We start from the raw sequence: 14,100 nt of genomic DNA on the forward strand, positions 1-14,100 counted from the left end.
GACCGGGACGTCATCTTCGGTGCGGTTCGAAACCCGTTGTAGCCGCTGTGATTAAGGTGAGGTATGTCCGGCCTGCGTAGCCATTGCGTGAAAGCGCTAAGCCGCTTCACGCCCACTTTAGCGTCATGCAGTCGCGGGGTTTCTTGTCGGCAATTCATCTGGCGCTCGTGAAGTCGAGGCGGCGCTTTGGCTCAGGCGCGATTTGGTTTGATATGCGGAGGGCTACGTGACACATTGTCCTGCCGCCCCGATTCCGCTTTTGACGTCGCTCTATGGAGAGCGAAAGCCGAATTAACTAGCGCGACATGGCTGAAGGCCTGCGGGAAGTTGCCAAGCTGACGCTTTGCCCGAGGGTCATATTCTTCGGCAAGCAATCCCACATCGTTGGTGAGGGAAATGAGGCTCTCGAACAAGCGTTGCGCATCTTCGTATCGGCCTTGCAATACGTAGATGTCGACCAGCCAGAAGCTGCACGCTAAAAACGCACCTTCCCCTGGTGGCAGTCCGTCTATGCCGCTATCGGTCTCATAACGCATTACGAATCCGTCATGGACCAATCGTTCCTCGACTTCCCGCACTGTGTTGACCACGCGCTCATCATCTGGCGGCAGAAATCCGACGATGGCGAACAACAACGCAGAAGCGTCGATTTCGGTAGATCCGTAGGACTGGACAAAACATTGTCGTTTCGGGTCCACGCCATTCTTGCAGATGTCCGCATGGATACGGTCGGCTACTCGCCGGTAGTGTTTCTGCTTCGGCCCATCGCCATCTAGATAATTGCTTGTAGCCGCGCGATCAAACGAGACCCATGCCATAACCTTTGAATGTACGAAATGTCTCGGGTCGCCACGTATTTCCCAAATTCCCGCGTCCGGCTCTTTCCATACCTTTTCCAAGTGGACAAGCAAAGCGGTGCGCAGGGTCAGGCCCCTGGCCGGCGGGGGAAGCCCTCCCATGGCAGCTACTGCCATGGCATGCGACAGCTCGCCGTAGATGTCGAGTTGTGTTTGCTTCGCGGCCATGTTTCCAACGCGCACGGGTGATGACTTCCGATAGCCGCTCAGCCAGGGAACTGTCCACTCGTCTAGGCGGCGCTCTCCACGCAGGCCGTACATGATCTGTATTTGCTCTGGTCGACCAGCGACAGCCTTGAGTAGCCATTCACGCCATAGGTCCGCTTCCTCTTCATATCCGCCATTGAGAAACGCGAGGAGCGTAAACGTGGCATCGCGTAACCAACAATACCGGTAGTCCCAGTTGCGTTCGCCACCTAGAAATTCGGGAAGCGAAGTCGTAGGAGCCGCAACGATACCGCCAGTCGGATGAAAGGTGAGCGCCTTGAGAGTTAACAGTGATCGCCGAACAACGGTTGTCCAGGGCCCGGCCTCGGCGCCTCGCATCGACCATCCTTGCCAAAAGGCTTTCGTACGCTGGAAGCTACGGTCAGCGTCGATGACAGCCGGCGATTCCTGATATGACGGACTGTACCCCAGAACTGCCGAAACCGTTTCTCCGTCCTTGACGGTAAATTGGGAACTGAGGACGCCATTTTCAGCACGAAGTGCAAGGGATGTCCGGAGTACAAGTGAGTCCGGACCGGCGACCATCGTGTGGGTGTGGTCGTCAATTTCGTTCAGCCATGGCACCGTCATGCCGTAGTCAAAGCGGGCCGCAAGTTCGAACTGAATCTTCACCTTCCCCTTGGTGCCACGAACACGTCTAATAATGTGTCTATCCCGCTGATCCATAGCCATGAAGTCGATCAGTTCTACCTCGCCATCTTTCGTTCGGAACGTTGTTACGAGGATCATGGTGCCCTCGATGTATCGGCGGGTAATCTTCCTGACCTTCGCCACAGGGGCGATGCGCCAAAATCCATTTTCTCTCGTTCCGATAAGCGCAGCTAGGCATGCCCCAGAGTCGAAATGCGGCAAGCACAGCCAGTCAATGGAACCGTTCCTTCCTACAAGCGCTGCGGTGTGACCGTCACCGATGAGGCCGTAATCTTCGATTCGCTGCCTCATACCCGATTCCTCTGCGTTGATGATCGAGTAACCGTACGCAGCGTTGCGACGCATTCCAGGTCTTTAGGACGTTTCACAGCTGAAAATCCTTCGTGTGTGGCCAGCGTGGGCATGTGGCCCGCCTTTGCCGGGTCGGCGAGATCGCATGGAAAAGGCACAAGACGAGGCGTATCTGTCCACTAAAGCGCGCCAATCGCGGTATTGTACCGAGCGGTTCGGTATTATAGACTAACGGCTTTCCTATGCAACTGTGGGCAGCGAGCCCTGAGGAAGGCGACGGTATGACATCTTCATACAGAGAAGCAGCTATCCGTCGCGTGCCGGATCGGACGTGCGCGTTCTGGGACCCCCGAGAGAGCCTGCGACGGACAGGCAAAACGACATGAGCGGCGGGTCACGCCAGTACACCAAGGGACAGGTCAAGCCCACCGCGCCGCCAGGGCGTGTGCTGCCTGGCCGATTGACAAGCTATTTGCGGCTTCAGAACGCATCGAAGCGACTTGCCCTTGAAGTCCATCATGCGCTTGGGGCGGTGGGCATCGAGGAGAGCGCTTTCCTCACACTCTCGCTCTTGGACACGGCCTGCGCAGGCGCCTCAACGCCGGCCGTAATGGCGGCCCTTTCCGGCCAAAGTCGAACAAACCTGACGCACATATGTGACTGGCTACTAAAGCAAGGCTTCATCACGCGGCGACAGGCCGAAGCGGATCGGCGCCGCGTGGAAGTGCAGATCACGGAAAAGGGAAGGCAGCGCCTTCCCGAACTGAGGCGTGCATTCGAGGCCGCGTTGACTCAGGCCGTGAGGAGCCTAAGCGAAGAAGAGGCTTGCCGCGTAGAGATGCTGCTGGCCTGCTGTGACCACGACGAGTAAGCGGCCTCGAACGGCGGTGCCAGATTTCTCCGCTGGCCCCTTGTCTTCGCGGCGCTGGAGGACGAGCCAGATCGCATAAGTAGGTGTAGAATGCGAAAGTGTACCGGTCGGTACGGTATAGCTCATTTTTACAAACGAAATACCCTGCAGCTGGCGGCCGTATAGCCGCTCCCTAAGGCTACATAGGAATCAATCGTGATTGCTTCATCCAATCCATGGCTCGGGCGCCTAACGTGGAGCGCGTTCCCTTCCGAAGAGCCAATCGTCGTGGCGACGTTCTTTGTCGTCATTGCAATCGCAGCAGCCATTCTTGTCGCAATCACGCGCGCAAAATTATGGAAGCCACTCTGGGGAGATTGGCTCACAAGCGTCGACCACAAAAAGATCGGCATCATGTACATGGTGCTGGGCGTCGTGATGCTGCTACGTGGTTTTGCGGACGCCCTGATGATGCGTGCTCAGCAGGCCATAGCCTTTAATGGCAGCGCGGGATACTTACCGCCGCATCATTACGACCAGGTATTCACCGCACACGGTGTCGTGATGATTTTCTTTGTGGCGATGCCTCTCATCACAGGCTTGATGAACTATGTGGTGCCGCTACAGATCGGCGCACGCGACGTGGCCTTTCCCTTCCTCAACAACTTTAGCTTCTGGATGACCACTGCGGGCGCTGTGCTCCTGATGATCTCCATGTTCTTTGGTGTCTTTGCACGCACAGGGTGGTTAGCCTACCCACCACTGTCCGGTTTGGCTCAAAGCCCTGATGTGGGCGTCGATTATTACGCTTGGTGCCTTCAAATCGCGGGAGTCGGCACGACGCTATCGGGCATTAATTTGCTTGTGACCATTATCAAGATGCGCGCTCCAGGCATGTCGATGATGAAGATGCCCATTTTTACGTGGACATCGCTTTGCACGAACGTCTTGATCGTCGCGGCGTTCCCTGTGCTGACCGCCGTACTGGGATTACTGCTACTCGATCGTTACGTCGGAATGCATTTTTTCACCAGCGACTTCGGCGGCAACGCCATGATGTACGTGAACCTGATCTGGATCTGGGGCCATCCGGAAGTCTACATTCTTGTGCTCCCAGTGTTTGGCGTGTTCTCGGAAGTGGTTTCTACCTTCAGCCAAAAGCGGCTCTTCGGGTACGCCTCGATGGTTTACGCGACTGTCGTGATCACAGTGCTTTCGTATCTCGTGTGGCTGCATCACTTCTTCACGATGGGGTCCGGCGCGAGCGTAAACTCATTCTTCGGCATCACCACGATGATTATCTCGATTCCCACGGGAGCGAAGATCTTCAACTGGCTGTTCACAATGTATCGCGGCCGAATCAAGTTCGAAGTGCCCATGCTGTGGACGATGGGCTTCATGGTCACCTTCGTCATTGGTGGTATGACCGGCGTAATGCTGGCGGTACCACCGGCCGACTTTGTTCTGCACAACAGTCTGTTTCTTGTCGCGCACTTTCACAACGTGATCATCGGCGGCGTAGTGTTCGGCATCTTCGCAGCCATCAACTACTGGTTTCCTAAGGCCTTCGGCTACAAGCTCGATCCTTTTTGGGGGAAGTGCTCTTTCTGGTTCTGGCTGGTCGGCTTCTACCTCGCCTTCATGCCACTCTATGTACTCGGCTTCATGGGCGTTACGCGCCGCATGAATCATTTCGATGATCCGTCGTTGCAGATTTGGTTCCAGACCGCCGCAGTAGGTGCCGGCCTTATCGCTCTGGGCATCGGCTCCTTCCTGGTGCAACTGTGGGTCAGCTATAAACGCCGCGACCAGTTGCGCGACGTCACCGGCGATCCATGGCACGGCCGCACGCTTGAGTGGTCGACATCGTCGCCGCCGCCCGACTACAACTTCGCCTTTACCCCTCTCGTGCATGACGCCGACGCGTGGTGGCAGATGAAGGAACATAACGCCAAACGCCCGATGGCCGACTTTCGGCCGATTCACATGCCGGGAAATACCGGCGCCGGTGTGTTCCTTGCTGCCTGGTCCCTGGTGTTCGGTTTCGCTGCCGTATGGCACATGCCAATACTTGCCGCCGTATGTTTCTTAGGTATCGTGGCAACCGCCATCATCCACAGTTTCCAAAAAGACCGCGCATATTACGTTTCGGCTAATACAGTAGAGGCAACCGAGCGAGTCGCCTGGTCTCAATAGTTTTTCTACCGTCGGTTTCTTTTCGGAAAATCCATGTCACTCGATCACCTGTTCTCTCGCCTCTTTGGCAGGACCGGCCGGGGAATTATTCTCGGTTTCGGGGCTGTGCTGTGTTTAATGGTGCTACTGACGGTCATTGGTATTGTGCAGGTCAACCGCATGAACAGCGCGCTAAGCGCCATCAATGACATCTATAGCGTAAAGGAACGCTACGCCATCATCTTCCGCGGCAGCGTTCATGACCGTTCGGTTGCGGTACGTGACGTCGTTATCGCGAGCCCGGAAGAGTTGGCCAATCTGGTGGTCGATATCCGTCGCCTCAAGCGCCAGTATGACGATGCGGCAGTGCCCTTGGATGTACTGTTGAAATCGGGAGCGAATATCGCCCCGGCGGAAGTCGACGCACGCGCCGAACTCAAGAAAGTCGAGGCGAGCATTCTTCCAGTTATCGAGGGCCTCGTGGCGGCCAAAGAACGCGGTGACGAGAACAGCGCCCATTCCCTATTGGCACAGGCTCGCCCGCTCTTTGTGCAATGGTTGGCTTCCGTGAATCGCCTGATTGACCTGGAGGAGAGCCTGAGCAAGGAACAGAGCGACATGGCGCGTGAGATCGGTATCGAATTCAAGCGGCTCATGATGATACTCACGGCGGCGGCTATCGTGCTGAGCGCCGGTTTGGCGTGGCTCATAGCACGACGTATTACGCGTGCACTGGGAGCCGAACCCGCTGAACTTAGGGAAATTGCGAAAGCCGTCAGCGCCGGCGACTTGACGGGCGCCATTTGCGTCAAGCGCGGGGACAACGGGAGTATTCTGGCAACGCTTGCGCGCATGCAGCAGAATTTGGCATCTGTCGTGGGTGGTGTTCGCCAGCATGCGGACGCGGTGTCGGTCGTTAGCATTCAACTGGCCGACGGGAGTGCCGGGCTCTTGGCCAGCACAAGTGAGGAGGCGCGTGCACTGCGGCTGACGGCTGAGTCCATGGATGAGCTGATCACCACCGTTAAAAGCAATGCGCAGGAGGCCCGGAACGCGAGCTCGACGGCGGGACAAGCCGTGGATGTAGCACGCCAGGGCAGCCGGACGATGCACGACATGGTTGTCGCTATGCAGGATCTGTCCGCAGCTTCGGAACAGATCTCCGAGATCACATCCGTCATCGAGGGCATTGCCTTCCAGACAAATATCCTGGCGCTCAACGCGGCGGTAGAAGCTGCCCGGGCGGGCGAACAGGGCAAAGGTTTTGCCGTGGTCGCCAGTGAAGTCCGTTCGCTAGCTCAGCGTTCCGCGGATGCTGCAAAGGAGATCAAAACGCTGATAAGCCAATCGGTCGAGATTGTGCAGCGGGGCGTGGACCGTGTCGGCGAGGCGGGTGAAACCATGGACCTGATCCTTGGCCGAATCACGGAGACGACGGTGACCATGGACGGCATCGTTCAGGCATCGGCTGAGCAAACCGCGCAGATCGAGAACGTAGCGATTGTGATCGCCCGACTGGACGCAGACACTCAGAAGAATGCGCGCCGGGTCGCAGAAGCCTCCACGGGAGCCGACTCCTTGCGTCAACAGGCTGCCGAACTACGGGAGGCCGTCGCCACCTTCCGCTTGGACGCCTCAACGACCACTCCAGCAGCGCCGCCGCGGCCCAGTCCTGTTTTGATTGAAGTCTGACTGTTGCATCGGCTAGTCAAGCGCGGCCTGGCACATTGGGAGAACCGTGCGACCCATATAAAAAACCTAGTCAAACGATGGAAAGGGTGAAGGCTTGAAGGGATCGAACATGCTACCGAGTTGCAACGGTCCCGTCCCCTCAATCCTCTAATCGAAGGGATAAATAAGGGTTGTTGGGCGGCACCTCATCGAACAATGGCCGTGGGCCATGGAGGAGGTATCCATGCAACTGGCGTGACTTGCGCGGCCCCGAAACCGCGCAGGTCCAGATGTTCAGGCCGTTGTCGTGTTTCCGGTGCAACTGCAGCCTCTCGAACCGCTTCTGCACCCACTGCCAATCCTGTTGGCTTTCGTGTTTGGCCAGCGTCCCCACCTGCGGATACTCCTGGGCGTAGCGCTGGAACACGCCCGGGCTAACCAGGTAAGCAGTGTCGCTCACGGTATGCACGAGTGCCTTCGCATCGTTAATGATGAGCTTCCGCGACGTGATACCGTGACGCAGCCATGCGATGAAATGCTCGCCGGATGGCTGCTCAGCCGAGGCTTGCGGCGCAGCCATGGATACGGGCGGCGGCGGAGCAGCCGTCGCCGACATGGCGGCTTCGGAGGTAGGAGCAGGCGCATCTACTGACGCGGCCTCCCCATCCTGGGAAGCGTTGGACGGGTCGGCCATGCCCACCATCTCCAGCAAATCCTCCACGACGTCGGGCGAGGTCTGGGCGGCAGGCGGCCGAGCCGGGGCAGCGGCGCCGCCCATGTTTTCCCACAGAGGGGGTTCCTGATTCTCGGCGGGCGGCTTTGACGCGATCGTCGGCGTGGATGCCGAAGCATCGGCATCTTGGTCGGAAGGTGCGGCGTCGATCGCCACCGTGCCAGCAAACGGTGCCGGCCGCTCGCCAGACTCCCAGATCAGCGCAGGCGCCAGTCGCAACAGGGTGAACGAGTGGGACCAGCCGGTGGAACTGGTCACAGTGGCGCGCCAGATCGCCTTGCCGTCCGGTGTCGGTTGCAACATGCCGTGGTCCTGCAGCACGTTGAATACCGCGGTGTTGTTCGCGGGGATGCCATCGATGCCCTGGGACAGCAAATGTGCGCGTAGTTTGTCGGAAACGGTCTTGCTGACCAGCCACAGCGTGTCCTCGGTGAGCCAGCCATCGGAGGCCTCCGGCTGGTTCAGCTTCAACTCCTCCTTGAGCAGGTAGCGCAACCCATCGAGCAGCTTGCGTTGCAGCGCATGCTTGGGCGTAGCCATGGCGCGCGCAGGATCGCCGCCTAGTTCCTGGGCCACGGAAGCGCGGTCGGCTTGCACGACCAGTTCGCCCAGCATGCCGGCGTGCTCGTATTGCCCGGCCAGGACGTAGAGCATCGGCGCCCACAGGGATGGATAGCCGCTGAGCCAGTCCAGAAGATCGCAGTCGAGCAGTTGCCGGTAGAGCAACCCCGTCGCAGCACTGTGGAGGCGGTACTCTCGATCTTCGCGGTAGCGGAATCGGTATGGTTGGTGCAGCGGGCCGTGCCAGGGGTGCCACACCGAGCCGTCGGCCAGCTCGACGTGCAGGTCGACGGCGATCTTGCCGATGTCGTGCAGCAGTGCGGCGTAGGCGACCGCGGCAGTCCAGGCCTCGGACTGCGCCGCCTGATCCTCGGGGCTGGCGCCGATGGGCAGCAGATGGGACTGCCGCAGCTTTAAGCTATAGGCGACGATTTCCAGACCGTGGTCCAGCATTCCGCCTGGGTAGGCATGGTGATGCGCTTCGGAAGCCGGAAAGGCTTGGACCAACTCGGCGTAGCGCTCCAGCGGTGCGTGGTACAGGGCGGCGAACTGCTTGCGCGAGAGCGACGTTCGCTGCCAGATGTGCTCCAGCAGCCTCTGCCGACGCGGCGTGGCCAGCAGCGATGCGGCCGACTCGGGCCGCATCAGCCCTTTCGGGCGGTCGGTGGCAGGTGCTGGCGACGGCGCGGCAGCGAACGGGGCCCGCTTTCGCTGGAACAGGGAGAGCATGTAAGTGTCCTGGTAGCGGGCCGGGCTGGAGACCTTTTGGCCTTTTCGAGGTAGGGCCTTTCCCCTTGCACCCCATTCCCTTGCCGTTTCGACCCTTTGGCCTTTAACCGTTTCGGTATAGCGGGGCCTGGGCTGCGGCTCCAGCGTCAATGTGGAACCCGCATGAATGGATTGGACGGCGACCTGGCGCTGGCCCCGGCCTATGCTGCCGGGACGCTACACCGCCAGGTAGGCTCCCACCTAAGCGACCAAGTTGACAAAAGCGACAAAGGCGACTAAAGTGAGTCCTGTCTCAAACCTACCTGGGAGCTGACCATGCCCACTGCGATCGAATTCATTGCCGACCGGTTGCCGCGCGTCACGGTGGAGGATGTGCGACGCTTCGCCGATACCGTTGAAATCCGAGATGCGCCGGCTTTCGCGGCCGAGTTGCAGGCGTTCATTCACGAACGCGTTGAGGCGGTAAAACTGCCAGTCCACCTCGAAGACGAAGCGGTGGAGCAGGCCTTGAAGCGCAAGACGGCTGCGCTGCGCGCCGAAACGCGCTGGGCGCCGAATGAAACTGATGTCCAGCGAGGCCGCGCCGTGCTGCTGGAAACCTTCAACCAGCCGCACAACCTAACGCCCCCTGAATTCGCCAAGTTGGCGGATAAGTCGCGCCAGCAGATCTACAAGGACATCCTCGCCCGTCGGCTGCTGGCGCTGAACGTGGGGCCGCGCGGCCAGAAGCTGCCCGACTGGCAGCTCGACCCAGTGAAGCAGCAGTTGACCCAAACCGTGCTTCAGGAAGTCGAGGGCATCGACCACTGGACGATCTACCGTGCGCTGTCAGAACCGCTCGAAGGCTTGGGCGGGCGCTCGCCGGTGGATGCGGTGAGCCCTGGATCGATCGACGACGTGGCCGAGGCCGTATTCAATGTGTTGGGCGTGCAGGTGCATTGAAGCGTGATTGCCATGAGTCGCGAGCTGCCATCGTTCCTGATCGACGCGGGTGAACTGCTCCAGCACGTGAGCCGCGTCATCTATCGAGGTAGCCCGCTGTACTATGGCCGCAGCAGCGCCAATCGCTACGACGACCCGGCGCGTGCCTACGGCGTGCTCTACCTGGGCCGTGACCTGCCGACGGCGCTAATGGAGTCGGTGTTTCACAAGCACCAGTGGCTTACGGACGCGAAGCGCTCGATTGCGCTGAAAGAAGTTCAGGGCAGGATGGTGCGCGCCGTAGGCGTTCTAGAAGACGTGCGCCTGGCCGACCTCACGGCACCGGGCGTCATGGCGGCCTACTTCGGTTTGAATCTGGAGCAGTTGGCCAGCCGGGACTACGTGTATACGCAACAGGCGTCCGCCCAGGTGCATGCGATCCTCGGAGACGACGGCCAGCCACTGTTCGACGGTGTACTCTATCCGTCGCGCAATAACTATCCCGCCAAGAGCCTCGCACTGTTCGAGCGTGCGGAAACGAAGGTCAGCGTCATCGAGGACATCGACCTGGTAGACCATGCAGACTGGCCGCGCTTCGTTGCCGCCTATCGCATCGGCGTGGAACCTGACCCCGGCCCGGTGGAACCGGATGACGAAGCGTCCTGAAGCAGCAAGAGAACACATTGAAGCCCCGAACCGAATGAATTGAAGCAAACTGGAATAGGCATTCCTCCTGTAGCAGGTGATGACCATGAGCACGAAAAGCCATCGCAGCAACGCAGAGCGCCTTGGTCGTTGGCTGGGCGGAATGTGGCGTGGGTATGCGCGCCGCGAGCGCCAAGCTGCGGCTTGGCTGATAGGTCGAGGTGTGCCTGCTGGCGGCGCCGCTGCCGTGCTGTGGATCTTCAAATTTGGCGTGCTGGTTATCCTTTTCTATGTCGCTTTCTGGCTGGCACTGCTAGCCGTATTTGCCGTCGCCACGGCATGGGGGGCTAGGAACTCCGACTGGGACGGAAAGCCCGATCTTGAGTGGCGCGAAGGACATGGCGGGTTCGGGCTGTACGACAAGAACGAATGGCGCCACGACCCGGGCGACCCAGATAAGCCATAAAATAGGCCTATTTCATGGCTGATTTGGCAGCCCCCAACGCTGTTTTGCTGCCGCTTCCGCCTGCAGCTTTTGCATCACCAGTCGCAGCCGTAAGACCGCCAAGGATGTTTCCTGTCCGAACTCCAACCCATCCAAGAGCGACGACCCAAAACCCCGGCAGCAGGATGAACATCGTGGCCGTGACGAAGTTCAGCAGCATATCCCCGAAAGTGTTGTTCAGGCCGATCAGCGGGTCGAAGTTCGTGTGAGGCCGCCCGGCACCGAATCCCCAGCCGTAAAGCGCATCGAGGATCGTACTGTCGATCCAGCGTGCGAGCTGGAACCAGAAATCCACGAAGAAAAGTGCGAACTCGACACAGCTCACCGTCACCATCGCCTTCAACTCGTAGGTGCCGATTACCAGCACCAGCGGGATGCAGATGATGAGCGCCATTTTCAGGAACGAAAGCACCATCGGCAGCGCTTCTCGCACCACGTCCATCGCCGGGAACATACCCAGCGCACCCACAGCCAGTCCGACGTCGCTGGTGCCGCGCGTGACGACGTTCGGCAAGGTCATGCCAACCTGGCCGCCGTAATCGGCATAGACCTGACCCTGATTCATCTTCTGCTGCTGGGGCGAGATGATGGCCCGGATCACCGAGTCGTCGACCTCCGTCTGCGACAGGAAACCCGCCCATTTCCCGATGCGACTCAGTAAGTCGGGATCGACTTGAGCCAACAGGCGGCTGCGCAACCCCTGGCTGCCGTCCGTCCACCATTGCTGACACGTTGGATATCCGCCGCCGCTGTCCACCTGAGCCAGCCCCGCGTCGCGGTTGGCATCGTAGGGCCAGGCCGTGCGTGCCGTGCTGGAATGGTAGGTGTCGTAGAAGCCACCCGTGTTGAGGAAGTAGGTCGAGCCGATCCAGGTCACGTCGTTCATCTGCGCGTCGGACAGCGTGGGCCGGTTCATGAACAGCTTGGCACGCGACGGCCCGTAGCAGTCGTGGGTGAAGTCGGCGACTTCCTGAGCCAGCACTGGATCATTGATGCGGGTGGCGTCCACATCCATGCGGATCTGCCGCAGGTCGGTGCCACACGGAATCGCCGCGACTGCCGCGCCGGTGACGGCCTTGGAGATCGCGTGCATGAAGAACCACCAGACTGGCACCAGCGCGCTCTGGTTGTTGAGTGCGGTGTACGAGGTATTCCAGCCTGTGTCCGCCGGCTGCGGGACGTTGATCTGGCATTGCGAGGAGCGGGTCGTGTCGAACTTGATCGTGGAGAGATCGACCGGGATGAATGGGATGCCGGCGAACATGATGACCACGATCGCCACGAATACCCGATTCTCGATCCGCATCGAGGACAGCACGCCCTTGTTGCCTTCATCCGCGCCTTCGGTTCGCGCACGCAGCCACTCCTGGATCACGATGGCGAGAAACGGCAACGCGAAGACGCCGCTGGCGACGAGGATGTTCCAGATACCGTTGTTGACCACCCAGCCCACCAGGGTCAGGTAATACTCCAGGTAGTCGGTCGTGTAGAGCGTCATGTCCGCCTCCTCGTTCTAGCCGTGCTGCAGCCAACTGCTGCCTTCCATGAGCACAATAGCCGCCACGGCGGCAACCTCGATGCGCAGGAAGCGTTGGCGCGTTTCCGAGGCCGATTCACGTTGCTGCACCCGCCGGCGCATCCACCACCAGCCCCAGGCCGTACACGCGTACAGGCATAGCCGCCAGGCGAGGAAGACGATCGCGTGTGCCCGCAGCCAACGCTCCCAGCCGTCGATGCCACCGACGATGCGGATGCCGGCCAGGTTGACCAGCACCGCAGCACCAATGACCAGCCCGCTCCAGAACAGCGCCGCCCCGACCCGGCGGTTGAACAGCAGGGAGAACCGCCACCAGTTCGAGTGCGTCATGGCGTGTTGCTCCGGGGCTTCTGGATCTGTTGCAGGCGGTCCGGCGTCGTGTCGCCCTGGAAAATGGCGCGCGAATCGTCGGAGCGCGTCTTGTAACGTCCGATCAGGGTCATGGCCGAGTTGCCAGCCAATTCCCTCCTCAGCTCCAATTCGGTCTTCAGGTTGTTGATCTCCTGTTCCAGCGTGGTGTTCTCAGAATCCACCGCCTTCACCGCGAGATCGTTGGCCGCCACATTCGGCTCCTTCGAGCCGGTGAGCAGCGTGCGCTGCAACAGCAGGGCCTTCTCCAGCACGCTTGAAAGTGCCACTTCCGAAGCCAGGCGCTTGCCCAGCACGTCCTGATCGGGTTCGTCGCGCAGCGCCTCAACCACGCCGCGCGTGACCGGCAACGAGTTGCTGCCCGCCGCATCGAGATTCGCCGCTGTGGTCGGCTTCGCGCCCGTCACCAGGTCTTGCAGCGCCTTCAGCTTGGTCTCGTACTCCTCCTGGATCAGCGGCGTCAGGCCCACGCCGGGCGTGGTCTGGGTCTTCGTGCAGCTTTCGCAGGTCTGCTGCTCGCGCTCGCCGAGCACGCGCGTGGCCCAATCAGAAGCCGCCTGCGGCGACGACCAGGTCTGGCAGGTCAGCCGATTGCCGCAGGTCGTGGGGTCGATTGACGAGGTATCGGTGGCGCTGCGGCCGTTGAGCAGGTTGTAGCCGGCGCGCGTCACGTCCGAGACGACCTTGATCGAGCGCTGGCCGCTGCCGCCCGCATTGCCGCCGCCGACCCACGGCACACCGTTGTTGCCCTTGCTGGTCTCGGCCTGCTCGATCGCAGAAACGGCGTCAGTACTGCTGACGGCTTGCTTGAGTGCCATGCCCTCGGCGAGTTGGTCCCAGCTCGTCTGGCCGCCCGCCATGTCCGCCATGCGGTTGGCGATGGCGCGGCAGGTCATCTTGCTGCGGTCGAAATCCAGACGCGCCTGCAGGATGCCGTTGGTCAACAAGTTGTAGAGGCCAGGATCGGCCCGCTGGATGATGAGCGCGGGCAGCGACGCCACCGCGCTGGTGGCGTTCTGGATCACGCTGCTCATGATCGTCTGGAAGCCGTTGGTAACGCCGTTGAGCTGGTTCTGCAAGGTGTTCGACAGGCTCATGTCGCCGCAGATCAGGTTGCTGTTCCAGCCAACACCTACACCAAGGCTCTGCATGTTGCCCGCACCGCCCATGGACACGGCACGGCCGCCGCCGACGCTGTAGAGCACGTCATCGCCGATCACGCTACCGTTGATGCTCGCGCCGTTGCTGTCGATACGGGTCTGCTGCGCCCACGCAGCACCAATCACCACCACCAACCCGGCAGCCGTGAGCAGGCTGCGCCAGATGTAGGGTTTCGCCCTGCGGGCGAGCTTCGTCATGTGCATGTTCATCGGCACG

Annotated in this window: 11 protein-coding genes; 6 read left to right on the forward strand and 5 right to left on the reverse strand. The window is 60.3% G+C overall.

Annotated elements, in window-relative coordinates; translation table 11 throughout:
• Positions 1–191: 191 nt before the first annotated feature.
• Complete coding sequence (locus tag ACRER8_RS11120) at positions 192–2,027, reverse strand: glycoside hydrolase family 15 protein (RefSeq protein WP_016253244.1); 1,836 nt, start codon at positions 2,025–2,027, stop codon at positions 192–194.
• Between the two features lie 382 nt (positions 2,028–2,409).
• Between ACRER8_RS11120 and ACRER8_RS11125 the strand changes: the two genes are divergently transcribed.
• The 3 genes from ACRER8_RS11125 to ACRER8_RS11135 all read left to right on the forward strand — a co-directional run bounded on the left by ACRER8_RS11125 (position 2,410) and on the right by ACRER8_RS11135 (position 6,744).
• Positions 2,410–2,898 (forward strand): MarR family winged helix-turn-helix transcriptional regulator, encoded by a 489-nt coding sequence (locus ACRER8_RS11125; protein ID WP_049874472.1) that lies wholly within the window; start codon positions 2,410–2,412, stop codon positions 2,896–2,898.
• 195 nt (positions 2,899–3,093) lie between these two features.
• On the forward strand, positions 3,094–5,073 hold the full coding sequence (gene cyoB, locus ACRER8_RS11130) for a cytochrome o ubiquinol oxidase subunit I (RefSeq protein ID WP_088171434.1): 1,980 nt from the start codon (positions 3,094–3,096) through the stop codon (positions 5,071–5,073).
• Positions 5,074–6,054: 981 nt separating this feature from the next.
• On the forward strand, positions 6,055–6,744 hold the full coding sequence (locus tag ACRER8_RS11135) for a methyl-accepting chemotaxis protein (RefSeq protein WP_425595011.1): 690 nt from the start codon (positions 6,055–6,057) through the stop codon (positions 6,742–6,744).
• Between the two features lie 139 nt (positions 6,745–6,883).
• On the opposite strand, the gene mobH is transcribed toward ACRER8_RS11135, so the two are convergent.
• Positions 6,884–8,746, reverse strand: coding sequence for a MobH family relaxase (mobH, locus tag ACRER8_RS11140; protein WP_016253247.1), 1,863 nt, complete (start codon positions 8,744–8,746; stop codon positions 6,884–6,886).
• 315 nt (positions 8,747–9,061) lie between these two features.
• Here mobH and ACRER8_RS11145 point away from each other — a divergent pair, with 315 nt between their 5' ends.
• The 3 genes from ACRER8_RS11145 to ACRER8_RS11155 all read left to right on the forward strand — a co-directional run bounded on the left by ACRER8_RS11145 (position 9,062) and on the right by ACRER8_RS11155 (position 10,778).
• Positions 9,062–9,688: a hypothetical protein gene (locus tag ACRER8_RS11145; RefSeq protein ID WP_016253249.1), complete on the forward strand. Its 627-nt coding sequence runs from the start codon at positions 9,062–9,064 to the stop codon at positions 9,686–9,688.
• A gap of 12 nt (positions 9,689–9,700) precedes the next feature.
• A complete protein-coding gene (locus ACRER8_RS11150) occupies positions 9,701–10,333 on the forward strand; it encodes an RES family NAD+ phosphorylase (RefSeq protein ID WP_016253250.1) in 633 nt (210 codons plus the stop codon).
• An 85-nt stretch (positions 10,334–10,418) separates the two neighbouring features.
• Positions 10,419–10,778: a DUF3742 family protein gene (locus tag ACRER8_RS11155; protein WP_088171436.1), complete on the forward strand. Its 360-nt coding sequence runs from the start codon at positions 10,419–10,421 to the stop codon at positions 10,776–10,778.
• 7 nt (positions 10,779–10,785) lie between these two features.
• On the opposite strand, the gene ACRER8_RS11160 is transcribed toward ACRER8_RS11155, so the two are convergent.
• From ACRER8_RS11160 to ACRER8_RS11170, 3 genes are read right to left on the reverse strand one after another with little or no spacing between them, the layout of a single operon-like run.
• Positions 10,786–12,315 (reverse strand): conjugal transfer protein TraG N-terminal domain-containing protein, encoded by a 1,530-nt coding sequence (locus ACRER8_RS11160; protein ID WP_016253251.1) that lies wholly within the window; start codon positions 12,313–12,315, stop codon positions 10,786–10,788.
• A 15-nt stretch (positions 12,316–12,330) separates the two neighbouring features.
• Complete coding sequence (locus ACRER8_RS11165) at positions 12,331–12,684, reverse strand: hypothetical protein (protein ID WP_016253252.1); 354 nt, start codon at positions 12,682–12,684, stop codon at positions 12,331–12,333.
• Entirely contained in the window at positions 12,681–14,093 is a 1,413-nt protein-coding gene (locus tag ACRER8_RS11170; RefSeq protein ID WP_016253253.1) for an integrating conjugative element protein, read from the reverse strand. Before ACRER8_RS11170 ends, ACRER8_RS11165 begins: the two co-directional genes overlap by 4 nt.
• Between the last annotated feature and the right edge of the window lie 7 nt (positions 14,094–14,100).

Origin of the sequence: Pseudomonas sp. (assembly GCF_050739935.1) — a bacterium.
Lineage (GTDB): Bacteria > Pseudomonadota > Gammaproteobacteria > Pseudomonadales > Pseudomonadaceae > Aquipseudomonas.